Annotated in this window: 25 protein-coding genes and 1 pseudogene; 12 read left to right on the forward strand and 14 right to left on the reverse strand. The window is 41.3% G+C overall.

The genetic code is table 11. The annotated features are described in order from the left end of the window. Positions 1 to 9 precede the first annotated feature (9 nt). The 4 genes from H6G75_RS13130 to H6G75_RS13145 all read right to left on the reverse strand — a co-directional run bounded on the left by H6G75_RS13130 (position 10) and on the right by H6G75_RS13145 (position 4,582). Positions 10 to 903: a MetQ/NlpA family ABC transporter substrate-binding protein gene (locus H6G75_RS13130; RefSeq protein ID WP_190980503.1), complete on the reverse strand. Its 894-nt coding sequence runs from the start codon at positions 901 to 903 to the stop codon at positions 10 to 12. A 169-nt stretch (positions 904 to 1,072) separates the two neighbouring features. After that, on the reverse strand, positions 1,073 to 2,158 hold the full coding sequence (locus H6G75_RS13135; protein ID WP_190980504.1) for an aliphatic sulfonate ABC transporter substrate-binding protein: 1,086 nt from the start codon (positions 2,156 to 2,158) through the stop codon (positions 1,073 to 1,075). A gap of 370 nt (positions 2,159 to 2,528) precedes the next feature. Beyond that, positions 2,529 to 3,344 (reverse strand): hypothetical protein, encoded by an 816-nt coding sequence (locus H6G75_RS13140; protein WP_190980505.1) that lies wholly within the window; start codon positions 3,342 to 3,344, stop codon positions 2,529 to 2,531. Between the two features lie 125 nt (positions 3,345 to 3,469). After that, complete coding sequence (locus H6G75_RS13145; protein WP_190980506.1) at positions 3,470 to 4,582, reverse strand: LLM class flavin-dependent oxidoreductase; 1,113 nt, start codon at positions 4,580 to 4,582, stop codon at positions 3,470 to 3,472. Between the two features lie 369 nt (positions 4,583 to 4,951). Between H6G75_RS13145 and H6G75_RS13150 the strand changes: the two genes are divergently transcribed. The 3 genes from H6G75_RS13150 (at position 4,952) to H6G75_RS13160 (ending at position 8,322) form a co-directional block, all read left to right on the forward strand. Further along, positions 4,952 to 6,007 carry an LLM class flavin-dependent oxidoreductase gene (locus H6G75_RS13150; RefSeq protein WP_190980507.1) on the forward strand — a complete coding sequence of 352 codons (1,056 nt, stop codon included), beginning with the start codon at positions 4,952 to 4,954 and terminating at the stop codon, positions 6,005 to 6,007. A gap of 322 nt (positions 6,008 to 6,329) precedes the next feature. Continuing rightward, positions 6,330 to 7,967: an FAD-dependent oxidoreductase gene (locus tag H6G75_RS13155; RefSeq protein WP_199337863.1), complete on the forward strand. Its 1,638-nt coding sequence runs from the start codon at positions 6,330 to 6,332 to the stop codon at positions 7,965 to 7,967. Positions 7,968 to 7,980: 13 nt separating this feature from the next. Next, entirely contained in the window at positions 7,981 to 8,322 is a 342-nt protein-coding gene (locus tag H6G75_RS13160; RefSeq protein WP_190710328.1) for a 4Fe-4S binding protein, read from the forward strand. A gap of 52 nt (positions 8,323 to 8,374) precedes the next feature. Here the strand turns inward: H6G75_RS13160 and H6G75_RS13165 are convergent. From H6G75_RS13165 to trpB, 3 genes and pseudogenes are all read right to left on the reverse strand, one after another. Then, positions 8,375 to 8,650 (reverse strand): annotated as a pseudogene (locus tag H6G75_RS13165) (transposase); the annotation flags it as partial. A gap of 155 nt (positions 8,651 to 8,805) precedes the next feature. After that, a complete protein-coding gene (locus H6G75_RS13170) occupies positions 8,806 to 9,345 on the reverse strand; it encodes a CAP domain-containing protein (RefSeq protein WP_190980508.1) in 540 nt (179 codons plus the stop codon). Between the two features lie 283 nt (positions 9,346 to 9,628). Beyond that, positions 9,629 to 10,870, reverse strand: coding sequence for a tryptophan synthase subunit beta (gene trpB / locus H6G75_RS13175; RefSeq protein ID WP_190980509.1), 1,242 nt, complete (start codon positions 10,868 to 10,870; stop codon positions 9,629 to 9,631). 198 nt (positions 10,871 to 11,068) lie between these two features. On the opposite strand from trpB, the gene H6G75_RS13180 reads away from it, so the two are divergent. The 3 genes from H6G75_RS13180 (at position 11,069) to clpB (ending at position 14,517) form a co-directional block, all read left to right on the forward strand. Beyond that, positions 11,069 to 11,413 carry a translation initiation factor gene (locus H6G75_RS13180; RefSeq protein WP_190980510.1) on the forward strand — a complete coding sequence of 115 codons (345 nt, stop codon included), beginning with the start codon at positions 11,069 to 11,071 and terminating at the stop codon, positions 11,411 to 11,413. A 71-nt stretch (positions 11,414 to 11,484) separates the two neighbouring features. Further along, a complete protein-coding gene (locus H6G75_RS13185) occupies positions 11,485 to 11,643 on the forward strand; it encodes a YqaE/Pmp3 family membrane protein (RefSeq protein WP_190980511.1) in 159 nt (52 codons plus the stop codon). A 255-nt stretch (positions 11,644 to 11,898) separates the two neighbouring features. Further along, the gene (gene clpB / locus H6G75_RS13190) at positions 11,899 to 14,517 is read left to right on the forward strand and encodes an ATP-dependent chaperone ClpB (RefSeq protein WP_190980512.1); all 2,619 of its coding nucleotides are present in this window, start codon (positions 11,899 to 11,901) and stop codon (positions 14,515 to 14,517) included. A 123-nt stretch (positions 14,518 to 14,640) separates the two neighbouring features. Here clpB and H6G75_RS13195 read toward each other — a convergent pair whose 3' ends face one another. The 4 genes from H6G75_RS13195 to H6G75_RS13210 form a co-directional block, all read right to left on the reverse strand. Beyond that, the gene (locus tag H6G75_RS13195; RefSeq protein ID WP_190980513.1) at positions 14,641 to 15,102 is read right to left on the reverse strand and encodes a hypothetical protein; all 462 of its coding nucleotides are present in this window, start codon (positions 15,100 to 15,102) and stop codon (positions 14,641 to 14,643) included. 180 nt (positions 15,103 to 15,282) lie between these two features. Then, positions 15,283 to 15,495, reverse strand: a complete 213-nt coding sequence (locus H6G75_RS13200) for an acetyltransferase (RefSeq protein ID WP_190980514.1) — start codon at positions 15,493 to 15,495, stop codon at positions 15,283 to 15,285. A gap of 58 nt (positions 15,496 to 15,553) precedes the next feature. After that, positions 15,554 to 15,772 carry a hypothetical protein gene (locus H6G75_RS13205; protein ID WP_190980515.1) on the reverse strand — a complete coding sequence of 73 codons (219 nt, stop codon included), beginning with the start codon at positions 15,770 to 15,772 and terminating at the stop codon, positions 15,554 to 15,556. Between the two features lie 156 nt (positions 15,773 to 15,928). Further along, complete coding sequence (locus tag H6G75_RS13210; RefSeq protein WP_190966329.1) at positions 15,929 to 16,237, reverse strand: DUF3181 family protein; 309 nt, start codon at positions 16,235 to 16,237, stop codon at positions 15,929 to 15,931. A gap of 371 nt (positions 16,238 to 16,608) precedes the next feature. Between H6G75_RS13210 and H6G75_RS13215 the strand changes: the two genes are divergently transcribed. Together H6G75_RS13215 and H6G75_RS13220 are read left to right on the forward strand one after the other, a co-directional pair. Then, positions 16,609 to 17,535 (forward strand): amino acid ABC transporter permease, encoded by a 927-nt coding sequence (locus tag H6G75_RS13215; protein WP_190980516.1) that lies wholly within the window; start codon positions 16,609 to 16,611, stop codon positions 17,533 to 17,535. 20 nt (positions 17,536 to 17,555) lie between these two features. Continuing rightward, positions 17,556 to 18,704: an amino acid ABC transporter permease gene (locus H6G75_RS13220; protein ID WP_190980517.1), complete on the forward strand. Its 1,149-nt coding sequence runs from the start codon at positions 17,556 to 17,558 to the stop codon at positions 18,702 to 18,704. Here H6G75_RS13220 and H6G75_RS13225 read toward each other — a convergent pair whose 3' ends face one another. Next, positions 18,705 to 19,634 (reverse strand): DUF4351 domain-containing protein, encoded by a 930-nt coding sequence (locus H6G75_RS13225; protein WP_190980518.1) that lies wholly within the window; start codon positions 19,632 to 19,634, stop codon positions 18,705 to 18,707. A 133-nt stretch (positions 19,635 to 19,767) separates the two neighbouring features. Between H6G75_RS13225 and H6G75_RS13230 the strand changes: the two genes are divergently transcribed. After that, positions 19,768 to 20,511, forward strand: coding sequence for an amino acid ABC transporter ATP-binding protein (locus tag H6G75_RS13230; protein ID WP_397331983.1), 744 nt, complete (start codon positions 19,768 to 19,770; stop codon positions 20,509 to 20,511). On the opposite strand, the gene dnaN is transcribed toward H6G75_RS13230, so the two are convergent. After that, a complete protein-coding gene (gene dnaN / locus H6G75_RS13235; RefSeq protein WP_190969873.1) occupies positions 20,508 to 21,659 on the reverse strand; it encodes a DNA polymerase III subunit beta in 1,152 nt (383 codons plus the stop codon). The genes H6G75_RS13230 and dnaN overlap by 4 nt on opposite strands. A 417-nt stretch (positions 21,660 to 22,076) precedes the next feature. After that, positions 22,077 to 23,465 (reverse strand): chromosomal replication initiator protein DnaA, encoded by a 1,389-nt coding sequence (gene dnaA, locus H6G75_RS13240; protein WP_190980519.1) that lies wholly within the window; start codon positions 23,463 to 23,465, stop codon positions 22,077 to 22,079. A 167-nt stretch (positions 23,466 to 23,632) separates the two neighbouring features. On the opposite strand from dnaA, the gene H6G75_RS13245 reads away from it, so the two are divergent. The 3 genes from H6G75_RS13245 to H6G75_RS13255 all read left to right on the forward strand — a co-directional run bounded on the left by H6G75_RS13245 (position 23,633) and on the right by H6G75_RS13255 (position 26,820). Next, positions 23,633 to 24,871: an HhoA/HhoB/HtrA family serine endopeptidase gene (locus H6G75_RS13245; protein WP_190980520.1), complete on the forward strand. Its 1,239-nt coding sequence runs from the start codon at positions 23,633 to 23,635 to the stop codon at positions 24,869 to 24,871. A 178-nt stretch (positions 24,872 to 25,049) separates the two neighbouring features. After that, entirely contained in the window at positions 25,050 to 25,601 is a 552-nt protein-coding gene (gene def, locus H6G75_RS13250) for a peptide deformylase (RefSeq protein ID WP_190980521.1), read from the forward strand. Between the two features lie 79 nt (positions 25,602 to 25,680). Beyond that, the gene (locus tag H6G75_RS13255) at positions 25,681 to 26,820 is read left to right on the forward strand and encodes an HMA2 domain-containing protein (protein ID WP_190980522.1); all 1,140 of its coding nucleotides are present in this window, start codon (positions 25,681 to 25,683) and stop codon (positions 26,818 to 26,820) included. The last annotated feature ends 12 nt before the right edge of the window (positions 26,821 to 26,832 follow it).

Below are 26,832 nucleotides of genomic sequence, written 5' to 3' on the forward strand. Positions count from 1 at the left end.
GAATGAAAATTAAGGGATGGGAATCACTGCGCCTTGATATTTATCTCTAATAAATTGTTTAACTTTATCGTCCCGCAACAACTTATAGAGTTTCTGCACTCTGGGGTCAGTTTCTTTACCTTTTAATGTTGTGACAGTCACCGCATAAATTGGGTCTTTAGCTGTCTCTAAAGCTAAAGCATCTTTATCGGTTTTTAATCCAGCTTGGACAATCCAATTACCTGTAACTCCGGCTAAATCCACATCAGGAAGACTGGGAATTGCTTGCGCTCCTGGTATTTCTTTAATTTGAATATTTTTGGGATTTTCAACAATATCTTTAGGACTCGCCGGACGAACATTTTCCTTCAGTTTGATTAATCCTGATGATTCTAAGACTTTTAAAGCCCGATGAGCATTGCTAGGATCATCAGGAATTGTCACCAGAGCTTTGTTAGGTACATCTTTGAGTGACTTATATTTTTTAGAAAAGAGTCCCACGGGATTTAAATGAATTTGCGGCGTAAAAGCATACATTTCAAAATTATGTTTCTTGCCATAGTCCTCCATAAAAGGAATATGTTGGAAATAATTGGCATCAATCACACCATCTTTCAAAGCAGTGTTATTCTGCACAAAGTCATTGAAAGTAACTATTTCGATATCTAGTCCCGCTTCTGGTGCTAAATTCTTTTTGACAAACTCTAATATTTCGCCGGCTGGAACTGGTGTGACACCAACTTTGATTTTTTCTTTGGCAGGAGTTGTGGTTGTATTGGCTGCTGTGGTTGCTGAAGGATTCACATTGGTATTCACAGCCGAATTATTCTGCGGTGAACTACAACTAGCAAAGACTGTAGAAGCTGCAAATGATGTGATGGCAATTAAAAAGAATCGGCGGTTAATGTTAGTAGGTAATTTCATAGTTGTAATTACGAGTTAATTTGACTGTAAGAACTCAGCACCCAGAAATCAAAAGTCAGATATTGATCAGGAATGCAGCCTGATTTATCTATTTAGTCATTCAATATTATTCAGATTCTTTAACTATTCTGGCTCCTGACTTCTGACTCCTGAATTCTTACATATTGATTTACCACTTTTGGTCAGGAATCCAGTTGTAGTTTTTATCTTTGACATCTATTTTTTTCGGAATGATTTTAAGTTCATAAAATGTATCCGCCATCCGTTGCAGACCGCTCAAAACTTCATCTGTAACTGGTAATACTTCCCGTTTACCACCTCGTTCTTCTACTGTTTCCATTGTTTTTAGGTCAATTTTGTACAGTTTAGAAAGTAGTTTTGCAGAATCTTTGTAGTTTTCTCTCGACCAAGTACCCGCTTTTTCTAACTCTTGCAAAATTACTTTGAGAACGTCTGGATGATCGCGGACAAAATCTGGAGCAGCATAATAAAAACTAGGGCTTTCGAGTGCTGCTTGATCTCCAAATACGGCGCTATTATCTGCCAGTAAGCGAGTGCGGAGTTTGCGTTCAGCTTCAGCTGTGTAAGGGTCCCAAATTAACCACGCATCAATATCACCACGTTCAAATGCTGGTAAGGCTTCTGCTGGTGTCAGATATAGAGGTTGAATATCACTAAATTTCAATCCAACTTTTTCTAAAGCACGCACAATAATATAGTGTTGACCAGAACCTTTTGCAAAAGCAACTTTTTTACCTTTTAAATCAGTAAGTGTTTTGATTGGGGAATTTTCTTGGACTAAAATAGCAGAACCTCTGGTGCTACCTGTACCAGCTGCAACTCTGACAAAGGGTTTATCACCAGCTTGAGCAAACACGCTTCCTGTACCGCCACCACCACCAAAAACGATCGCACCTGCTCCCATCCCATCCAAAAGCGGTGCTGTGGAAGAAAACTCATTCCACGTTACAGATATTCCCAAGGGTTGTAATCGCTTTTCTAAACTTCCTTGGGCTTTGATAATATTCAACAACGCCATCCCTTTTTGATGACCCATTTTCAGGACTGTGAGCTTGGGTGCTTGGGCTTTTTGGGTGGATGTATCAGCTGAATTACTGGGGGCGCAAGATGCGATCGCTAAACTCAATCCTATACCCAGCACAAATAATACAGCAAAAGTCTTAATTCTTTGATTCTGAAATAATCCCCACTTTCTGAAAGAACTTAACAATTTATTTAGTATTTGCTCTATCATAAATTAACCCTCCTTTGTGTCACATTATTCCAATGCAAATCTTGGGGTTTTTGCAAGTATTATGAACTAATATTAGGCATAGAAAAATATCTTTTCTCTATGCCAAAAATATCGTTAAAGCTGGTTGAAACCTGTCTGCAAATTAGTTCTATTAGAAAGGATATAATATATCTATTCTCTAAATAGTTGTTGTGTTCCTTGCGACTAAATTTGAAATTTTTACATATTAGTATTTAACCCAAAATTTTTCTGCAATTAAACAAAGAAAAGATTACTAATTATGGAAATAATTAGTAATACTTAAAGACGTTATGAATACAGCTTCAATAAATCACAAAGTAGTTTTATACTACTTTTGATTTAATATTTATTAATCATTAACACTCACAAGTTTGGGTAGCTTAGATACAGGTATATCTAAGAAATAAGCAAGTACCTCTCGCCGCCAAGTGTCATAAAGTACTGGCAAATTATCAATTTCAACTCCAATAGCTTTTTGACTCAATTGCCAATGATTGCGAAGATAAGAATTGCGCCGACGTTGACCTTCTTCATCAGCTTCTAAAACTTGGGCAATTAAATCTTCTTTCTCGGCTTGTGAAGCCTGATCAAATTTACGTTGCCACCAATCAACCACACCTAAACGATGAACGGCTTCATCTGGTAAGATTTTTTCTGCTGCATATTTGGCAGAGTCTGGGTCATTAATTTTGCTAGTACGGCTATTGATAAATAACAAAGCCACAATATGCAGTTCATAATGTAATTCAAATGCTAAAAAGCCTTGCCAATTACGAATAGGTAAATCACCCATATAATCCCAATGTTTCTGCACTTGCTTTTGGATATCTTCAATGGGGTCATGTCCCGATATTGCCTGCGCTCTTAAACGAGTGTTTTGAGCGTGTGCGCCATCATCTCCTATTTGTCTGCTCAAAAATAGTTGTAATTCTGGGTCTGGAAAGGAGTCAATTATCTTAGCGCAGACTTGCACAATAAATAAATCATGGGCTGCACCAGCTACACGAAAACGATAAAAATTCTCTCTTTCTTCATCAGTTTCCGGTGGTCTTGGTTCAACTAATCGCTTTTTGGGAATGTGCGGTGCGTGTTTATCAACTAATTTATCGAAGATTTCCAGTTCTAAATCTGTAGTCCAAGCTGGACGAGTTAAGATTGCAGTCATAAAGTTACCTTTGGGTAATGAGAATTAGGAAAAGATGTTTGGATTCAATCTAAAATTCTTAATACCAATTCACTAAAATTACGAAACAGATGTCAATCCCCAAAACCTTGATTAATCAGGCTTTGTTAATTGCGAATTGAGAATTGCGAATTGGTATTAGCCCCTATTTTGGCGTTGGCGATCGCTTCACTTTCTCCTGTTATCGCTCTTACTCTTGGTATAATCTCCGCAGCAAAACGCTCCATTTCTGTAGCGAAAGGTTGGAATTGCAGCATAAACGTATCAATTCCTACTTTGGTAAATTCAGCAATGCGCTGGGCTACGGTTTCATAACTCCCAACCAAACCAGCCGCAGTCCCGCCATTACTCGCCACACCTGGATATTTCGCCATGTTTTTGAACATAACCACTTCGGAATCTACGCCTTTGAGTAGTTCTGTGCGATCGTCCTGGGCGAGTACCATTGCTCTGAGGTTTTGATATTCTGCTTCGGCTTCTGCGTCTGTTGGTCGAGCAATGACAAAGGCTGACATTGCAAAGCCAATAGGTTGAGAGCGAGATTGAGTTTTTTGCCGCACTTGAGCAATTGTTTCGCGGATAACTTCTATCGGACGACCATTGAGAAAGAATGTATGCGCTTGTTTTGCAGCTAGTTCTTGCGCTGGTTCTGACTCTCCCCCGACATACACACGCGGATGGGGTTTAGCAATAGGTGGAGGATTCAGCTTCAAATCATTGATGTGAAAATAGTCGCCGTGGAAGTTAACGTTTTCCCCACTCCACAAAGCTTTGACAACTCTTATCCATTCATCAGAATAGCGATAACGTTCGTCGTGAGACAAAAAATTGATCCCTGGTTTTTCCATTTCTGGTCTAAACCAAGCACTCACTAAGTTAATTGCAAAACGTCCTTGGCTAATTGCATCAATTCCTAAAGCCATCTTGGCTAAGACGGCGGGATGAAATAGTAATGGCTTAACAGCTGCAATAATCTCAATAGAACTTGTCGCTTCTGCGAGTGCTGCGGCGGCTGTCCAGGTTTCTAATTGGTCAAGTTGTTGGTTCCTGGGATTGATGATATGTTGCGCTATTAAAGTTGTGGTAAATCCGCACCTTTCAGCCAACCGAATTAAACTCTTAGCTCGTGAGTAACTAGCATCACGAGGTTCAAGAGGATGGTTCATCACGCCGCAGTTGCCGTAAACGGGAATCCATATCCCATAGCGTGGTTCAGACATAGCTTTCTAGAACCTTTGTAGTCGGCACTAAAACTCAAGTTTTGTACCCAGATATCCTACGGTAAATCGGTAGATTTATAGTAGTATACTATGAGGTTTGCATATATGAGCATAAAAAACAAGGGGATATTGAGATTTTTCTCTCCTAGGGCTTATGTACAAAAGTTGTTTGTTGAGGCTGGTTCAGGTTGAGTTTAAGAGTTGAGGGGTAAGTAGTTCACTAACCCAAAATTGCTGTGTAGACCTAGCAGGGGGCAAGGGAGAAAATATTTAGACCCTTACATACATTCACCCTGACTCAAACCCTTGATTTTGCTGATTAATACCTCAGCCTTATTTCTGTTGTGTTTGTTGAACTTGGAGGTAAAAGTGTCAGAACCACGTTATGGTATTTGGTCGCCTGTTGGCGGTAACTTTGGCCCATTAAATACACCGGATGAGCCGCTTGATGCTAGTTATGAGCGCACGCGATCGCTAGTATTAGAAGCAGAACGTTTAGGATATGTCACAACCTTAGTTGCCCAGCACATTGCCAACCCCCGCAGTTTAGATTTAGAACAGTTAGAAACTTGGACAGCCTGTGCAGCCTTAGCCGAAGCCACAGAAACTATCGAAATTATCGCCGCCATTAAACCTTTATTATTTCACCCAGCCGTCTTAGCCAAAATGGCTTTAGGTATTGATGCCATTAGTCAGGGACGTTTTGCCATTAACTTAATTAGTGCTTGGTTCCGTCCAGAAATGGAACGGACGAATATTCCCTTTCCCCCCCACGATGAACGTTATCGCTATTCAGGTGAGTGGTTGCAAGTAGTCAGAGCCTTGTGGAGTGGTGAGAAAGTAAACTTTGAAGGCGAATATTTCAAAATTCAAGATTTAAGTTTTCGACCCTTTCCTGTTGCTCAACCTTATCCACGGATTTATCTTGGCGGCGCATCAGATCCAGCGCAGATATTAGCAGTGCAACAAGCTGATGTTTACTTTATCAATGGTCAACCAATTGCAGATGTCCGCAAAGTAATTCAACAAGTTATCAGCCGTCCCCGTTCCTTACCCCAACCAGTGCGTTTTGGTTTGTCAGCCTTTGTCATTGCGCGTCCCACCGACGAAGAAGCACAAGCAGAACTAGAGCGACTGATGGCGCTGCAAAAGCTGGAAGAACAATATAAATTGAGTGTTGCCAAAGGCGTTGACAAAGAAGCAGTTATGTTTCAACTCTTTGCCAAAAATCCTGCTGTTGGCGGGAATGGTGGCACAGCCGCAGGTTTAGTTGGCAGTTATGATACAGTTGCTACTCGCGTTGCAGCTTTTGTGGATGCCGGGATCAATACTTTTATGCTGCAATTTAATCCCTTTGTCCGAGAGATGACACGTTTTGCCGAAGAAATTATGCCGCGTGTGCGACACTTGCAAAAAGTTGCTTAGGAATTTCTCAGCAGACAAAGTAACAAAATTAACTTGTGTTACCTAATGTTTGACAAACTAATAGTTAGAGTATCATACTATCTGTAATTCGTTTTACATACTCTTTGTGCATAGCAGGGGACAGGTAATAGGTGACAGGTGACAGGGTTAAAAACTTTGTGGTGTCTAAGTTTTATTATTTATCGATGTCCTAACTAACTTGGCTACTGCAATATGTTGTGCAGACTCTATTTTCTGCATAATTAGTCCGAAGAAATAGCACTCATTCATCACAAACAAATCAGCGACTACCGCTAAGGCAATACCAAAAAGGAGAAAAAAATTGCTCACAGAAAATGAACTACAACTAAATGCTGACGTGCTGGTGATTGGTGGTGGCCCTGCCGCAGCATGGGCAGCATGGTCAGCAGCATCTCAAGGTGTCAAAGTCATCATTGTTGATAAAGGTTTTCTGGGTACGAGTGGTGCTGCTGCGGCGAGTGGTAATGGCATCATGGCTCCTTCTCCAGAGAACTGGGAAAAAGTTGTCTCAGAGCGTTATCGTGCAGGAAAAGACTTAGCTAACTTGCGTTGGATAGAGCGTGTAGTTGAAAAAACTTGGCTGAGTTTGCCCTTATTAGAAGATTGGGGTTATCGTTTCCCGAAAGAAAATGGGGAATCTGTGCGTCAGAGTTACTACGGCCCGGAATATATGCGGGTAATGCGAAAAAACCTGCTGCGTTCTGGGGTGCAGATTCTCGACCAAAGTCCGGCTCTTGAGCTTTTAGTCGCTGAAGATGGTTCTGTGGCTGGGGCAAGGGGTGTACAAAGACAACATCATCGTTTTTATACAGTTCGTGCTGGTGCAGTAGTATTAGCGAATGGTGGCTGTGCATTCTTAAGTAAAGCATTAGGTTGCAACACTAATACAGGTGATGGAATGCTAATGGCGGTAGAAGCTGGCGGTGAACTCTCTAGTATGGAAGCTTCTAATCACTATGCAATCTCCACTGCTTTTAATGCCACAGTCACACGAGGTGTTCCCTTTGGTTGGGCAAGTTATAGCGATGAAGAGGGGAATGATTTAGGTGGCTATATTAATGGTCGTCGTGATCCTAGCTTCTTACCAAATGCTTTGATGAAAGGGTCTGTTTATGCTCGTTTAGATAGAGCTATACCAGAAGTTAAAGCTGTGATTGAAAAGTCCCATTTCATCGCTTTTTTACCATATAAAAAGGCTGGGATTGATCCCTATACAGAAAGAGTACCTGTGACATTGATTTTAGAAGGGACAGTCCGGGGTACAGGTGGCATTCGGATTATTGATGATAGTTGCGCGACAAAAGTACCTGGACTCTATGCGTCTGGGGATGCGGCATCGCGGGAATTTTTAGCTGGTTTAGCTTCTGGTGGTGGTGGCCCGAATGCGGCTTGGGCAATCTCTACAGGGCAGTGGGCAGGAGAAGGGGCGGCTAAGTTTGCCAAGAGTCTGGGCGCACGTGCAAATGAAAGAACTGTACGTGCAGCTGGTCAGGTGGGAATGCGATCGCCCTCCACATCTTCTGATACTTTTGATCATGAGGCGATCGTGCGTGGTGTGCAAGCCCAGATGTTCCCATTAGAGAAAAACTACTTGCGTTCCGAACAGAAGCTTCTAGACTCCCTGGCTAAATTAGAAACGCTGTGGCAACAAGTACAAGGTAATCCAAAACAGGATACTGTACGCGATATCGAATTTTCTCGGCGTGCGGTTGCTCTGACATCTGTCGCCAGATGGGCATATTTTAGTGCATTACATCGCACAGAAACCCGCAGCGAACATATCCGCATAGATCATCCCCAAACTGATCCCAACCAGCGATATTACCAAGCCACAGGCGGTTTAGATAAGCTGTGGGTGAGACGCGATTGGATTACGGATGCTTCTGTTACATCACCAGTAGAAACTACTCAAGCCACACCCGTTGTATCAAAGTTGTAGCCAAAATAAAATTATGATTGAGCTTGTCAGCCATAAACTCTGTATTAATTGCAATCTTTGTGTTCAAGTTTGTCCGACTAATGTTTTTGATGCAGTTCCTAACCAACCACCTGTGATTGCTCGCAAAGAAGACTGTCAAACTTGTTTTATGTGTGAAGCTTATTGTCCTGCGGATGCGCTTTATGTTGCACCCCAGTCTCATACGGAGATTGCAGTTAATGAGGATGATTTGATTGAAAGTGGCATTATGGGTGAATATCGTAAGATATTAGGTTGGGGATATGGCAGAAAAAATAATAGTGAATTAGATACGGCGCATAAATTACGCCAATTACCGCGCCCATATCAAAGTTAAACAGATTTTCTGGGGAGACTGGGTGATACCATGTTCGGTAAATCACTTACGATTAAAGCCCGATTTTAATCCACGAGTGAAAACCAGTTAACCCTTGAATCAACTCTTGCTGTTGAAGCAAAGATTGACAGCGATGAAATAAAATTTCCTCCAAATCATCAAGTGTCTCAAATGTTGTATTGGCAATTGGTTCATCAACCAAAGTCCACAATCTTTCTGCGGGTTGTAATTCAGGGGAATGAGGTGGGAAAAAAGTTAAGTGAAGTCCTTCGGGAATCTTTAAATTCTTGCTGGTATCCCATCCAGCTCGGTCAATAGCTAAAAGAATGCTGACTTTTATTATAAAAAATTAATAGGTTCCATCGTTAATCCTTGATATGTCAGCTTTCGATGTATCTAAGATACATACAGCCAAAATAGGGTGCGTTACTTTATTTGCGTAACTCACCCTATTTTTAAGCAAGTTTTAACTGAATTATCTTCCTAACGTCTGCGGATAAATATTTGGGTGAAGTAAACTGCACCTCTGCTATTTGCCGCCACACCAACACCTGTGAGGTTGTAATTACCTTTGATATTAGCCAAATGTCCTGTGCTTCTCAGCCAACCTTGCACAGCCTGGGTTGCAGGATCGCTATATCCCTGATTGTAAGCCACATTTTCTGCTGCTGCGCTGTAGGGTATTGTAACTGCGATCGCTTGAATTCTTGCGCCAAAACCATCATGACCAAATGCAACTCGCCCCTGAGCCATGTTTTGACTATGAGTCCTAGCTTGATTGTCAATAGTTGAGTTACGTGTTAATGCTGGTAGACCAACAGAAGCTCGATATTGATTAATTTGGTTGAATACTGTAAGTTCTAACGCCGCAGTATTTACAGTTGATTGTGCCAGTTGGATGCTGTGGTCTGACATCTTAGGTTGTTGCAAGGTAGCAGGTTGAACTGGTGCGGAAAAAGCGGTTACGCCTCCAATTAAGGCTAGAGTCGCTACACCAGCACTGTATATTTTATTCTGAATCATTAATAGGTAGCCCTAAACACACTGAAAGAGAACACTTCCAGATAATGTACCGGACTCATGTAAACTGGACAAATAGGCTATGAGCCAGCATCTGGGGATTTATGCTGCTCTACCTTGCAAAATTGCCAACCAACTTACGTATTCATCAATTTTCATACATCATCATTCTCTAGGCAGAGAAATAAATGCTGACACACCTAAATTATGTGTTCAGTTGGCAGAGGTGTAGAGGAAGAATATCTTACTCTACACTCAGCACTCAGCACTTTCTACTCAGCACTTTTTACTGTGGAGTTAAAAACTTAGCGACGGTTTGCACATCTTTGTCACCGCGTCCAGAACAGTTAATGATAATTTTGGGACTACCGTTAAGTTGGGGACAGAGGGTTTCCAGATAGGCGATCGCATGAGAAGTTTCCAAAGCTGGGATAATACCTTCTAAGCGAGAAAGCTTTTGGAATGCTGCCAAAGCTTCTGCATCTGTCACACTGTAATATTCTGCCCGATTCGTATCTTTTAAATAACTGTGTTCTGGCCCTACACCGGGATAATCTAACCCCGCGCTAATTGAGTGCGCCTCGGTGACTTGTCCATCTTCATCTTGTAGTAGATAACTCATCGCGCCGTGCAGTACCCCAACCCGTCCTTTTGTCAAGGTAGCGGCGTGTTTATCTGTATTCACACCTTCGCCAGCAGCCTCTACCCCAATTAACCGCACAGATGGCTCATTGACAAACTCATAAAACAGCCCCATTGCATTGGAACCACCACCCACACAAGCCAAGAGAATATCAGGTAAACCGCCCCACTTTTCTAAAGCTTGGGCGCGAGTTTCTTGACCAATCACCGCGTGAAAATCGCGCACCATCATTGGGTAAGGATGCGGCCCGGCTACAGAACCAAGAATGTAGTGAGTTGTTTCAACATTTGTCACCCAATCCCGAATTGCTTCCGAAGTCGCATCCTTGAGAGTACCTGTACCAGCTTCCACCGGACGGACTTCTGCTCCCATCAACCGCATTCTAAACACGTTCAAAGCTTGGCGTTCCATATCGTGAACACCCATGTAAATCACACATTCCAAGCCAAATCGGGCGCAAACTGTGGCTGTTGCAACGCCATGCTGTCCAGCGCCAGTTTCGGCAATAATTCGCTGCTTACCCATGCGCTTGGCTAATAATACTTGACCCAAAGCGTTATTAATTTTGTGTGCGCCCGTGTGATTTAAATCTTCCCGCTTTAAATAAATCTGCGCCCCTGTACCATCAGGTCGGGCATAATGAGCAGTCAGCCGTTCAGCAAAATACAACGGTGTAGCGCGTCCCACATAATCCCGCAGCAGTTGTTGGAGTTCTGCTTGAAACTCTGGGTCATGACGATATTGCTGATAAGCTGTTTCCAATTCAGCTAAAGCAGGCATCAGGGTTTCCGGGACGTACTTACCGCCAAAGCGTCCAAAGCGTCCTTGTGTATCGGGAACCTGAGCAGTTGTGGAAGAATTTGGAGAGAGGGGAGTAATAGTCACGGAATTATCTTGATGACAAGTAAAGACTTCATTAATTATAAAGAGTCTAGAACAGTAATTCGTAACTCCTCAACAATCTCTCTAAAAATACCTCCGCACACCTTTGCGTTGAAAACGGTAAATTGCGAACCACTGTGAAACTCGCCTTACCTGACACCATAATGGATGTAGTAGAACTGATCACTACCGCAATTTTGTATGTCTGCTTCCAAATCCAACTCTGATAAAAAGATTGTCTATCAAGAATTCGGTAACGATAACTCCGCCGCTATCGAACGACCAATTCAGGAACTTCCACCGCAACAACAAAACTTGAGAATCCAAGCCACACGCACCGGACGCAAGGGAAAAACGGTAACGGTGGTTACTGGGTTTCAAGCCAAACCGGAAACTTTAGCAGATTTAGTCAAGCAGTTAAAAACCCAATGCGGTACAGGTGGGACAGTCAAAGAGAACACCATCGAAATTCAAGGCGAACACAAGCAGAAAATTTTAGAGATTGTTACCAAATTAGGTTACAAAGCCAAACTCAGTGGCGGCTAATGAATCAGATAGACCACATTTTTGCGATGCTATCTTTGAGGAGTATAAACATAGTCTGACAGGAGGCTTACATGGACTTAATTAGGCTAGTAGCGGCAATTTTTCTACCGCCTTTGGGAGTATTTTTACAAGTCGGTTTAGGGAAAGATTTTTGGATTAATATCCTTTTGACATTTCTAGGGTATATTCCGGGGATTGTACATGCAGTTTGGATAATCGCCAAGAAATAATCGCGATCGCTTGATGATCATCCATTATCGATAGTATGTAAGCAATAGTGGTTTTCATCAAGCATTGTGACAATTTTGGCAAAACCTGAACTTTGTGCCTCAGTGTGTTGGGAAAATATTAATTTTTCAGGTAATAATACTACTTCTCCAAGACGTGAAGACCGATCCAGTTAGTTGCGCTATGCTTCATACAATAACCATATAAGAATTTGTTTTCTCTGCGCTTCATATTTGGAGTGGTTATTCAAAAAGCCTATGCAACCTACTAACCCTAACCAATTTACCGAAAAAGCTTGGGAAGCGATCGCCCACACGCCGGAGATTGCTAAACAATATCACCAACAACAAATCGAAAGCGAACACCTGCTCAAAGCACTGCTAGAACAAGAAGGTTTAGCCAGCAGCATTTTAACCAAGGCAAGTGTGAATCTGCAAAAAATCCGCGATCGCACTGATCAATTTCTCCAGCGTCAGCCAAAGGTGTCTGGTACAAGTAGTTCTGTGTTCTTGGGACGCAGTTTAGACACCCTGTTAGACCGGGCGGAGAACTATCGCAAAGATTTTAAAGACGAATATATTTCGATTGAACACTTGTTGCTTGGTTATGCCAAAGATGACCGCTTTGGCAAAAGTCTACTCCAAGAGTTCGGTTTAGACGAAGGCAAGTTGAAAAATATTATTAAACAAATTCGTGGGAGCCAGAAAGTGACCGACCAAAATCCAGAAGGTAAATACGAAGCACTGGAAAAATATGGACGTGACCTCACCGAAGCCGCCCGCAAAGGTCAACTCGATCCGGTGATTGGTCGGGATGACGAGATTCGCCGGACTGTGCAGATTCTCTCCCGTCGTACCAAGAATAATCCGGTGTTGATTGGGGAACCTGGGGTTGGTAAAACTGCGATCGCCGAAGGATTGGCCCAACGTATTGTAGCTGGTGATGTTCCCCAATCCCTGAAAGACCGCAAACTCATCGCCCTAGATATGGGTGCTTTGATTGCGGGGGCGAAATTCCGGGGTGAATTTGAAGAACGCCTGAAAGCAGTTTTAAAAGAAGTTACCGAATCTGGCGGGAATATAGTTCTATTTATTGATGAAATTCATACCGTTGTCGGTGCGGGTGCAACCCAAGGGGCGATGGATGCGGGAAACTTGTTAAAACCGATGTTGGCGCGGGGTGAGTTGCGTTGTATTGGGGCGACAACTTTAGATGAGTATCGCAAATATATCGAAAAAGATGCCGCTTTAGAAAGACGCTTCCAACAAGTTTATGTTGATCAGCCCAGCGTTGAAGATACGATTTCGATTTTGCGCGGCTTGCGGGAACGCTATGAAAACCACCACGGGGTGAAGATTTCTGATAGTGCTTTAGTTGCTGCGTCTACATTATCGAGTCGGTATATTAGCGATCGCTTTTTACCAGATAAAGCCATTGACTTAGTAGACGAAGCCGCCGCCCGGTTGAAAATGGAAATTACCTCTAAACCGGAAGAACTCGACGAAATTGATCGCAAAATTCTCCAATTAGAAATGGAGAAATTATCTTTGCAAAAAGAAAGTGATGCAGCTTCTCGTGAACGGTTGGAAAGATTAGAAAAAGAAATTGCCGACCTTAAAGAAGAACAAAGAACTCTCAGCGCCCAATGGCAGTCTGAAAAAGATATTATCAACAAAATTCAGTCTGTTAAAAAAGACATTGAACGGGTAAACTTAGAAATTCAGCAAGCAGAAAGAAACTACGACCTCAACCGTGCGGCAGAATTAAAATACGGTCAGTTAACTGATTTACACCGCAAACTTGAAATTGCTGAAAGTGAATTAGCCAACGCCCAAAGAAGTGGTAAATCTCTGCTACGGGAAGAAGTTACGGAATCTGATATTGCGGAAGTTATTTCTAAATGGACAGGAATTCCGATTAGTAAATTGGTGGAATCTGAGAAAGAAAAGCTGCTGCATTTAGAAGATGAATTACATCATCGAGTAGTTGGACAAGCAGAAGCCGTGACAGCAGTCGCCGATGCAATTCAGCGATCGCGTGCTGGGTTAGCTGACCCCAATCGTCCCATCGCCAGCTTTGTTTTCCTTGGCCCTACAGGTGTGGGTAAAACCGAGTTAGCCAAAGCCTTAGCGGCGTATATGTTCGACACGGAAGACGCACTGGTGCGAATTGATATGTCGGAGTACATGGAAAAACACGCCGTGTCGCGGTTAATTGGTGCGCCTCCGGGATATGTAGGTTATGAAGAAGGCGGACAACTCACGGAAGCAATTCGCCGTCGTCCTTACGCCGTGATTTTGTTTGACGAAATTGAAAAAGCCCACCCCGATGTATTTAATATATTTCTGCAAATTTTAGATGATGGGCGCGTCACCGATGCTCAAGGTCATACTGTGGACTTCAAGAACACAATTATTATTATGACTAGCAACATCGGTTCACAGTTCATTCTTGATATTGCTGGGGATAATTCTCGCTACGACGAAATGCGTCATCGGGTAATGGAAGCAATGCGGAATAGTTTCCGTCCAGAGTTCCTCAACCGGATTGATGAAGTTATTATCTTCCACAGTTTAGATAAGAAAGAACTGCGGCATATTGTCCAATTGCAAGTTGGTAGATTAAGAGACAGGTTGAGCGATCGCAAAATATCTCTCAAACTCTCCGATGCTGCGCTAGACTTTTTGGCAGAAGTTGGTTACGACCCTGTATTTGGCGCACGTCCACTCAAACGCGCCATCCAACGCGAGTTAGAAACCCAAATCGCCAAAGCCCTACTCCGCAGCGAATTCCACGACGGCGACACCATCTTTGTCGATGTGCAGAATGAACGCTTGGCGTTTAGTCGCTTACCTGTGGAAGTATTTAGCAGTTAATTTGTAAATATTTCGCGCAAAGGCGCAAAGGCATAAAGGGTGTCTTTGCGTTTTTTTATGGGTTGTTATCTGGTTCTGTATACTTGCAGAAAACGTTAATGCCGATTTTGAGGATATATAAGACTACAATTGTAGCGATCGCACTGCATAACCGTTGAGACTGCGATACATTCCCCTTAAAGATGGTGCCAGAAATTGATAATCAGGGGTATACAGCAACTCCCAAGGCAAATTTAATACTTTGGGGTCATCAGAAGAAATATTAATTTCGCACTTGTCTAGCCCTTCCCTTGTCGCTTCTTGAAAAAAATCCCAAGCTTTGGTGGTGCGAGGAAACACTAACTCAAATAACTGTTGTCCCCACTCTTGAAACTTTTGCTCGATTTTCTCGGCTTGCTCAGGGAAAATACCGTAAGGAAAATCTAAATACTCTTCTAAATACCAGCGTAATTCGGTTAACGTCTGTTCATTAAATGGATGCTCAAAGGTGACTGGAGGTGCTGAACGTGGCGCAGATTGTTCTCTTTGCCAGGAAAGTTGGATTTTGTCATCTTGGTGAGTAATCCGCAACCAATTCTGCGCCATAACTCCCTCTATCACTGGTTAGTTAATCTGATGGTAACTTAACTCAGTAATTCACGTAGAGGTCGGTTGATTACGTAAAATCGATATTGTTTTGATGGTTTGTTCCCAATCTTTCCTAGCATCTGTGAACTTTATGATACTGCGTTGCGATCGCCCATCAATCACCTGCTATTTTAAATGTCATTTCCCTTCACGATAGTTAGCATCTAACCAACAGCGAGGTAAGCTTTCTCCAGAGGGAAAAACAAGATTTTCCTTGGCAAAAGTATCTACATCTTGTTCTTCTTGACCTTTTTGGTCTTTTGCATGAACCACATTCACATTCGGGTCAATTAATTCCTGAATATCAGCAATTTTTACTAAATCACTGGTGTTTTTGATTTGTAATAACATATAATTAACCTCCAAAAAATATTTAAAGTATCAACCGTTAAATTGAATACAAGAATGGCTACTCACCAGATGTTTCGACTAACTTTTTAAAGCACATATATGCTTGTTCTGGTGTGAGCGGTTGAGATTCTTGTTCGTTAGGAATGTAGTACTGCCGACTATCAGCAAAATAACGTACGACAAAACTAGGTATCAGGTTTAAATTTAAAGCCTTTTGTCCTAGTTTATCTGCTGTTTCTGCCAGAGTATATTCATCATGAAACTCATAGGCAGGCATATATTTCACCTCTTACAGATAGGGGTGCTAAAACATAATTTGTAAAAAGTAAGAACACAGAAGTCAGAATTGCTCAAAGTTTAATAAGTAAATTATTAAACTCTCTGTCTAGGAGCAAATTAAAATTATTCTGACTCCTGAATTCTTACAGCTAAATTAGAATTCGCGTTGATATTTTTCTAAAATATCCACTAGATTCACCTGACATTGCAGGGGAAGTAAATCAATGAGTGCTAGTTCTCTTCTACCGCCGCCTATCTTGACTGGTATCGATTCTAATACTTTAGTTACGCGGTCTTCATTAACATTATTAGAAGTTATTAAAGGATATAACTGTTCAGCGACAACGGTGTGCAGTTTGGCATCAGATAAATAAAGATGCCATTTGGCAATATCTATATAGACATTTTCGCCAATTTCCGATGCTAGGGCTTCTAGTAATTCTGCGGTGTTAGTCTTAGCCATAAAAATCACCCTATATTAAGAAAGAGCCAATGCTCCCAACCTATATATTATTATCGCTCAATTAATCAAGCTAACTCTACCCCCACAGGTTACAAATTCCTTAGCATCAACTGTACATCTCCAGGTGGATTTAGGTGGTGCAGATGAAGAGAGAGCCTCACTAATCATTTTACCAAGCAAGGCTGAGATGAAACAGAACAGTTGTCATAACCTAACGATGAGGGTAGGGGTTTAAAAAAGCAACAAAACAGGAGGTAAAATAAACTACAATTGTCAAACCAGAAAAAATTCACAAAAAGATGCAGTGAACAATTGCCTCTGGGGACTAAATATACAAATTAAATGCTTAACAGCTTATTAAATCTTGATAAATGACCAATTCCAAACCCCTTATTTGGCGTGATCATCGTTTTTGGAAAATCACAGCACAATTTTTTGCTGTATTTTTAGCGGCAATTTTAGTAATCATACTTTGGAGTAATCTGAACCGCAATTTACAACAATTAGGTATTCAATTCGGATTTGATTTTCTCAAACAACAAGCATCTTTTGATATTGGTGAAACACCAATTGCTTACAAAGCGACTGATACATATACCCGTGCTTTGTGGGTGGGATTAATTAACTCCTTACGTGTAGCGATCGCAGGCATTTTTTTTACGACAATTGTCGGTGTAACTGCTGGGATAGCACGGTTATCTGATAATTGGTTAGTGCGAAATCTCAGCTTAATTTATGTAGAGATTTTTCGGAATACGCCTTTACTGTTGCAATTACTATTTTGGTACTTTGCTGTTTTTTTGAGTTTTCCCAAAGTTGAAAATAAAGTTTCTTTGTGGGGTTTTGTTAGCTTTAGTCAAGGTGGAATTGATTTACCTTGGATTCATTTTTCACCAGAGTTTTCGGCTTTACTTTTGGGATTAATTTTTTACACAGGTGCGTTTATTGCAGAAATTGTCCGGGGTGGGATTAAATCAGTACCTAAAGGACAATGGGAAGCGGCGCGATCGCTTGGTTTAAAACCAGGGCTAGTAATGCGCTTGGTAGTTTTTCCCCAAGCCTTGCGGGTAATCATTCCGCCGTTAACGAGTCAATATCTGAATTTGACGAAAAATTCCAGTTTAGCGATCGCTATTGGTTATCCAGATATTTATTTTGTGGCTTCCACCACCTTTAATCAAACCGGGAGAGCTGTAGAAGTAATGTTAATACTTATGTTGGCTTACCTTACCTTGAGCCTAACCATCTCTATTATGATGAATTTGCTCAATCTTACTGTACAAATTCCAGAGAGATAAAAAGATATAGAAAAGAACAAATGATAAATTATCAATTAGCTTGGCTGCGGAAAAACTTATTCAATACTTGGTACAACGGCTTACTAACTGTTGTCTGTTTAGTATTTATATTTTGGTCATTAAGTAGTGTAGTAACTTGGGCAACTACTCAAGCACAATGGACGGTAATTCAAGTTAACTTGCGCTTATTCTTAGTCGGAAGGTTTCCCCAAACACTGTATTGGCGTGCTTGGATTGTTTTGGCGATCGCGTCTGCTTTATTCTCTATAACTAGCGGTATTGTATTTAATAAACAGCAGATTACTAAGCTGGGATTTACTATTTTTGCTTTTATTTATAGTGTACTATTAATTTTTCTGCCTTTGGATTTCACCGCGCGTATATGGTTACTGTTTATTGCAGCATTAACATTAACAAGCTTTTGGCTGGGCAAAACATTTTATAAAACCATAACTCCTTGCCTATCTCCACTCTGGGTATTATCATTTCCTGTAATTATTTGGCTAATTGGTGGTGGATTAGGCTTACAAACTGTCCCGACAAATTTATGGAATGGTTTACTACTGACTGTTTTAATGGCAGTTGTGAGTATTATACTTTCGTTTCCTTTAGGGGTTTTATTAGCTTTAGGACGTACTAGTAATTTGCCTATTTTACGTTGGTTTTCTATTCTATATATAGAGATTGTAAGAGGATTACCACTAATCGGTATCTTATTTCTCGCTCAGGTAATGTTACCTTTATTTCTCCCACCAGATTGGCGGTTAGATAGAGTAATTAGAGGAATTGCCGGATTAGTTTTATTCAGTGGAGCTTACATGGCAGAAAACGTACGTGGCGGACTGCAAGCAATTCCTCGTGGGCAAATTGAAGCCGCCAAAGCATTAGGATTAAAAACACCATTGGTAATCTTATTAATTGTCCTTCCCCAAGCCTTACGGGCGGTTATTCCGGCAATTGTCGGACAATTTATTGGCTTATTTAAAGATACTTCACTCTTATCTTTAGTAGCTTTAGTAGAATTAACGGGTATTTCCCGTTCCATCTTGGCACAGCCACAATTTATCGGGCGCTATGCAGAAGTTTATTTATTTGTTGGGTTAATTTATTGGCTATTTTGTTATTCAATGTCGTTAGTGTCTCAGCGTTTAGAAAGACAGTTTAATTAATTATTGCGTGGCATCACTTTCATCAGATAAGACAGCCAGAAATTCTGCCAAAGAACTGACAGTAATAGCCGCATCCATGAGATTTTCTAACTGTTCTACACTCGCACTTTCCAAACTTGCGATTAATGAAGGTGGAACTTCACCAAAGCGTCGTTGTAAAACCCGTATTAATTGCCGTCGCGCACCTTGCTCTAAGCCTTGTTCTAAGCCTTGTTCTAAGCCTTGTTCTAAGCCTTGTTCTAAGCCTTGCTGAAGACCTAATACTTTACCTTCAGTTAAAATTTCTTCATACCAAGGTGATTCTCTTAACACTGTCACATCCCACCTCATAATTTGCTGTACTAAAGGTGTCTCTAACACAAAACTAGCAAAAAAAGCCAGCAATGATTCTAACTGGTTGAACTGTTCATCTGCTCGTAGTATTTGTAGTGCGCGTTGTACAACAGATGCGTCTCCTCCGCCTCGCAATATTGGCACAAATGGTAATAAAGATGGTATTGGTTGCTGAAACACAATCTCAGCATCTACTTCCCACAAATTAATCACGCGATAATCTTGGATAGCACGTAATCCGAAAAATTCTTGCTCGTAACTACTGACAACTTTTACTGTCGTTGGCGGTGGCAAGATGTTGATTAATACTGGATAAGTAGGCAGTTGGTAACGTTCCTCTGCCAAAGCTGCATAAGCCCTCATCCTTAAAGGCATTTTGGTTGTGTAGCGCAATTGCAATTCGGTGAGTACCAAAAAATCGCCACAAACCTCACTGTATGCTTTTACAAGCACATCTGTTTCGCGGCTAATCCACTGAAACTCAGAACCTAAAATTTCTTTTGCTATAACTTCTGGACGCTGAGTCACCCATTTTACCCAGGCATCGGGAGCGAGACTAATTAATCGCTTACCACCTGTATCTGCTGGTTTAGACACCGACTTTTTTGTAACAGTACTAATATTTAATAATACATCAATTGCTAATTTCTGGAGCCGTTATTTGATACAATTCAGGCACTATTTTTATTGACTAGATGTTATTAAAAATACAATTTAGGTAGAAAAATTCATGATGACAGATAAGGAATCAATTATTATTGCTGAGAATGTTCATAAATGGTATGGAAAATTTCATGCCCTCCAAGGTGTGAGTTTAACTGTTAACCGAGGAGAAGTAGTTGTATTAATGGGGCCTTCTGGCTCAGGAAAATCAACTTTTATTCGGACATTTAATGCTTTAGAAGAATATCAAAAAGGAAAAATTATTATTGGCGGTATTACCCTAAGTAATGACTTGCGGAATATTGAAGCAATTCGGCAAGAAGTTGGTATGGTTTTTCAACAATTTAATTTGTTTCCCCATCTCACCGTACTGCAAAATATTACCTTAGCGCCAATTTGGGTACGTCGCTGGTCAAAAGCGAAAGCTGAAGAATTGGCAATGCAACTGTTAGAAAGAGTAGGAATATTAGAACAAGCACGGAAATATCCTGGACAGTTATCTGGTGGACAACAACAACGGGTAGCGATCGCGCGTGCGTTAGCTATGCAGCCTAAAATTATGCTATTCGACGAACCCACATCAGCTTTAGACCCAGAAATGGTACGCGAAGTATTAGATGTGATGCGTACTCTAGCCCGTGATGGAATGACGATGGTTGTAGTTACCCACGAAGTTGGATTCGCCCGTGAAGTTGCTGACCGAGTAATTCTCATGGATAGCGGTTCTCTTGTAGAGTCAGCAACACCTGATATCTTTTTTACCAACCCTCAAGAGGACAGAACGCGCCAATTTTTATCTCAAATTCTTTAACTACGTAGCTGCACCGGCATAGCTAAATAAGTCATCTTCAACCCTCCCAGGGGTGTAAAAATGACTGGTGTGAGGTTTTGATTAATGTGCATTTGAATTTCGGAAGATGGCAAAGCTTTGAGTCCTTCCATTAAATATTTGACATTAAAAGCAATTTCGATATCTTCGCCAGAGATTTCTGCAGGTATGGACTCTCTACCACTGCCCATTTCTTGGGCTTCACAAGATAAAGTTAATTCTTGGGCAGCATGATCAATGGTGAGTTTAACTATATTATTCTTTTGATCTGCTAGTACAGCAATTCTTTCTAATGTACTTAAAAATTGTTTGCGATCAACTGTAACTTGGCGCTCAAATTGGCGGGGAATAAGTTGGCGATAGGCGGGATATTGCCCTTCTAATGTGCGGCTAGTTAAGCGTTGGTTTTGCCACTCAAAGATAACCTGACCTTGGTCTAAGTATAGGGCGATCGCATCTTCAGCCGCATGATGCCCCAACATCCTCTCTAGTTCTCGTAAGGCTTTGCTGGGTACTGTCACTTCTAATTGACCACCACCAGCCAAAGGACTCTCGTTTGTGGTTTCTACAACAGCTAGGCGATGTCCATCAGTCGCACCAAATTCTAGGGTGTCTTGTTTCACACTCAAATGTACACCTGTGAGAACTTGCTTGGTTTCATCAGCACTGGTAGCAAATAATGAACCCCGCAGTCCTTCAATTAAGGCGGCGGCTGTTAAATTAATTGGTTCTGCATCTTCAATTATGGGGAGTTCGGGAAAATCTTCCGCACTCATGGCGCGTAATTGATAATAGCCGCTTTTGGGTGTGAGGGTGACAATTAAACCTTCACCAGTAGATGCTTCTGATGCTTCGTCATCTAAAGTGATTTCCCCTTCTGGTAAACGCGAGGTAATATCTACCAAGAGTTTAGCAGGTATAGCGATCGCACCTCCTTGCCAAACTTCTGCACTAAAACTAGTACGGATACCCAAACTCAAATCAAAAGCCGTTAAACTAACTTGGTTCGTTTCCGCATCCGCTTGTAAAAGTATATTCGCCAATACAGGATGATTCGGTCGTGAAGGTACAGCACGACTCACAAGGGAAAGATTAGTGCTGAGGTCGCTTTGAGAACAAAGTAATTTCATAGGTGAGGAACTAGAAGCTAGGAGTTAGAGGTAGGGATGAGTATTTTTTACTTTAGTCAATATTCACATTTTCTAGCTATAGCAATCCTAAATGATTTATCAACATCTCTCTCCCTTGTCTACCCCCTCTTCCTTGTCTCCCTTGTCTTTGTTGTTCACGCCTCTAGCCTCTAACCTCTTAAATAAACAGTGTCAATACCTGTGGAAAACCTGTGGAAAACTTTTATGGTTTTTCCACAAGGTAATTATACTGGATTGAGTTTTCCACAGAATTATCGGTTTTTTTCCACAGAAAAGAATTATTTTTCCACAGAGAGATTTAATTTTAATCGTTTTTTATACTTAACTTAATATTTGGAATTTATTACTTAACCATTTCGATCAGTAATTAGTTTGCAGGCTGTGGAAAACTCCAGATTAATTCCTTGATGATTTTTGTGAACGACTGTTCATATTAATCCGATCGCTCAGTTGACGAAGTGTGTTTCCTAAGTTGCGATCGCTTTCTTTGAGTTGAGTGATTTTCTCACAACTATACAACACGGTTGTATGATCTTTGCCACCAAACTCTTCCCCAATTCTCGGTAAACTTAAATCAGTGTGTTGACGCATTAAATACATCCCGATTTGCCTAGCCCAGCTAATTTCCCGCCGTCGGGAGTTACCTTTGAGGTCTTCAATTGACACATCAAAATTCGCCGCCACCGCGTTTAAAATAGCCTCTGGAGTCGCAGCCACTTTCTCGCTTGGCGTTTCTAAAACTGGGGTAATATTTTCTACTGTCATCGGCAAACCCCAAATCGAAATATAAGCCAAAGCCCTAATCAATGCTCCTTCCAATTCCCGAATATTAGATTTGTAGTTAGTTGCTATATACTCAATTACATCCTTGGGCAAACGAATATTTTCATACTCCGCCTTTTTTTGTAAAATTGCCATTCTTGTTTCTAAATCAGGCGGTTGAATATCAGCTATTAACCCCATAGAAAAGCGTGAAGATAACCGCTCTTGCAATTGAGGAATTTGGTTTGGTGGACGGTCAGAAGCAATGACAACTTGCTTACCCGCTTCATGTAATGTATTAAAAGTATGGAAAAATTCTTCTTGGGTATATTCTTTACCTTCAATAAACTGAATATCATCCACTAACAGCACATCAGCCGCCCGATAATGTTCTCGGAAACTCTGCATACTATCATTACGGATGGCTGTAATTAAGTCATTGGTGAATTGCTCGGTAGAAACGTAAAATATTTTAGAATTTGAGCAAATCTCCCAGCGATAATGACCGATCGCTTGCATCAGGTGAGTTTTGCCTAAACCAACACCACCACACAAAAACAACGGATTAAACTCTCTACCTGGAGATTCAGCAACGGCTAGGGATGCTGCGTGCGCCATACGGTTATTTGCACCCACTACAAACCGTGAAAACACATATTTGGAATTTAAATCGGCGTTAGTTTGAGTTTTCTGTGTCAGGCTTTCTGAGACGAAATTAGCACTAGCCAATTCTGGGATAGTTTCTCGTGCTTCTATGGGCGAAACTTCATCCCCTTGTGCGACGGTAATGTAAATGTCTACCGGATAACCCAAAATACTCTGCACGACATTGGCAATGGTATTGATGTAATACTTTTGTAACCAATTGCGAGCAAAGGGGTTGGGCGTAATAATCACTAAACAATTATTCTCGAACCGTTCCGCTTGGGCAGTTTTAATCCAAGTTTCAAAGGTAGGACGGGATAATTCTAGCTGTAGGCGCTCCAGCACCTGAGACCACAGACTGTCAAGAGAAATTTCCATCACATATCACCTTTGCTGCTAACCGCCAGAATAGAAGATATGAGCAAACACCAATTTAGCATCCAGATACTCTAGACCTAAGCTAAACTTTGAGTTCTAATCATTTTGGGACTACCCAGTAGGCAATATCCTATCACCCACTGACCAACACGGAGAAGCAAAGACACATGAAGACAACAGTGCATAATATTGATAGCTGGGATTGGCTATTGAGCAAAATGGCTAAAAATGTGAAGTTAATGCTGCTCAGTGGGGTAGCAGTGGTGTCCTTGGGGGGCTGTGGCTTTCTACCAACTAAAACCTTTGAAAATTCTGTCAATCAACCTGGAACATCCGAGGACAAAACATCGAATTCCGAATCTGCGATCGCACTTTCACCGATTTCATCTGGTGATCCAAATTTTGTGGTTGGCGTGGTGAAAAATGTTGGCGGTGCAGTTGTGCGAATCGACTCCGCCAGAACAATTACATCGCGCATTCCCGACGAATTTAACGATCCTTTCTTTCGGCGGTATTTTCGGGATTCCCAACCCAGACAGCGTGTTGAACGGGGTAGTGGTTCAGGATTTATCATTAGTTCCTCTGGGCAAATTTTGACTAATTCCCATGTCGTTGACGGTGCTGATAAAGTAACCGTGACGCTTAAAGATGGCAGAACTTTTGATGGTCAAGTCTTGGGAGAAGACCAAGTTACAGATGTCGCTGTGATTAAAATCGATGCCAATAACTTGCCAACTGTATCGTTAGGTAATTCGGACGTTTTACAACCAGGGGAAGCGGTAATTGCCATTGGTAATCCTTTGGGGTTAAACAATACTGTGACATCCGGGATTATTAGTGCAACAGATCGGTCTAGCAGTGATATTGGTGCTAGTGATAAGCGAGTTGACTATCTGCAAACAGACGCAGCGATTAATCCAGGGAATTCTGGTGGCCCATTGCTGAATGCACGCGGTCAAGTTATTGGGATGAACACAGCAATTTTGCGTGGCGCTCAAGGTTTGGGATTTGCTATTCCGATTAACACAGTCCAGAAAATTTCTCAAGAATTAATTACGAAAGGTCGGGTTGATCATCCTTATTTGGGTGTGCAGATGGTGTCACTCACACCAGAAATTAAAGACAGGATAAACGAACGATTTGGCGATCGCATTACTCTGACGGCAGATAAAGGTGTATTGTTAGTGCGTATTGTGCCTAACTCTCCGGCTGCGGCGGCGGGACTGAGACCAGGAGATGTAATTCAGCAAATTAATAACCAATCTGTCACTAAGCCAGAGGAAGTACAAAGAATCCTAGAGAAAAGCCAAATCGGTAATCCTTTATCAGTACAAATTGAGCGTAACGGACAAATTACCCAAGTCACCGTTAGTCCTGCACCTTTACCTGTACAACGCGAAAACTAATTAAAGTATGAAGTGTGAAGTCTGAAGTTCATGACTAAATACTTTAGGTTAAAAAACTTACATACTATATATTAGTAAATTTTATGTCTGCAAAAATTGACAATGCACCTTTGTCAACTTTTATTTAATTAGCACTCTTTTGATTAATTATCTGCTAGTTACCAATGGAGTTTTCGATATGGCTGACTTATTACCAATTATCCAGTTAGGCGACCCAGTGATTCGGCAAACCGCAGCTTGGGTTGATAACATTCATGATGAGAAAATTCAAAAATTAATTGATGATTTAATTGCCACAGTTTCCCAAGCAAATGGTGTAGGGATTGCTGCACCGCAAGTTGCCGAACAACAGCGTTTATTTATTGTCGCCTCTCGTCCCAATCCCAGGTATCCCAATGCTCCCACAATGGAACCTACAGCTATGATTAACCCTAGGATAGTGTCACATTCAACAGAAATTGTTAAGGGTTGGGAAGGTTGTTTATGTATCCCTGGTATCAGAGGATTAGTACCGAGATATCAAGCAATAGAAGTTGAATATTATGACCGCGATGGAAAATTACAAAAGCAAGAATTAACTGACTTTGTAGCGCGAATTTTTCAGCATGAGTATGATCATTTAGATGGAATTGTATTTATAGACCGTGTTGAAAGTACTCACGATATCATCACCGAGCAAGAATACCAAAACCGAATAGTTAACATTACTTCATCTAAAAATAAATCTTGAGGATGAGTTCACATACGGAATTTATGAGTTATATTTAACCTATTGTTAACCTTTGAGCCTTGGTGCAACTATCGAGTAAATGACAAAAACTCTCAGTAGTCGCGGATTAAGTCCGAAAGAGGCTTTGTCTCCTGACTTAATCTCTACTCAGCGTCACAGTGATCAATCACAAGTGAATAGACATACTAGTTTGGCAACTGCAAAGTTAGAGACGCATTTACCAACTGGTTGCCTAGAAATCATCCATGCAACCCACGGTCGCATCCGTATCCGCGCTACTGACGGCAGTTTAAACGCAAGCTTAGAATTAGTATCCCAACATTTACAACAGCACAAAGGAGTCATTGAAGTTACGACAAACGAGCAATTAGGCAGTTTAGTCGTTAACTATGACGAAAATGATTTGACATTACCTCAAATGTTGGGAATACTAGAAAAACTGAATATTTATCCTTCCCTAAATTCGCCTCAATCAATGAGCAGCAAAGATCCCTTTGCAGTGTGGAAATCTCCTGACTTTTGGATGGAGCAAACAATTTCCTTTATTCCTCTGATGACTGGTTTAGCAGTTACAGGAGGTCTAGGGATTAGTGGATTTGCATCGATTCCAGTCTATATGATTACCGCAGATGCCACACGTCGGGTAATCGACTATCTAGAACCGCAAATTGCTAAGTCAGACAGCAATAGCCAATCTGTAAAATCAAATAACACAACTAGACAACCGAAATTGACACAAACAGTAACTAAACCTGTTGCTGAACAAGTTAGGCAAGACGTAAAACCGTCAGCCAAGATTGCCTACACTGTAGTTCATCACATTCCGGGCAGAATTAGGTTTCATTTAACCCGCATTGCCCAGGATCAAGCTTATGCGAGACGGCTGGAAAGGTTATTGAAAAGCGATGCTTATGTAACTAACGTGCGGATGAATTGTGATGCAGCCTCAATTGCGATCGCATATCATCCAGATGAAGTTGCACTCAGCCATTGGGTAACACTGATGGAGTTGGCTTTGCAGGCTCATCCTGCCGTACCTAGTGTTCAAATCGCAGAACCACAACAGCCTGAAGAACAAAATACTCAGCTTGTTGTATCGGCTGATACAACAAAAACACTAGCAGAAAGTAACAATCTAAACATATCGAGTATTTGGGCTGAGATGAAGCCCGCAGCTATGTCTTTTTCTTTAGCCTATATGGCGAACTTTCCGTTGTAGATCGTTCCGTGA

It is taken from the genome of Nostoc sp. FACHB-280 (assembly GCF_014697615.1).
Taxonomy (GTDB): domain Bacteria; phylum Cyanobacteriota; class Cyanobacteriia; order Cyanobacteriales; family Nostocaceae; genus Nostoc_B.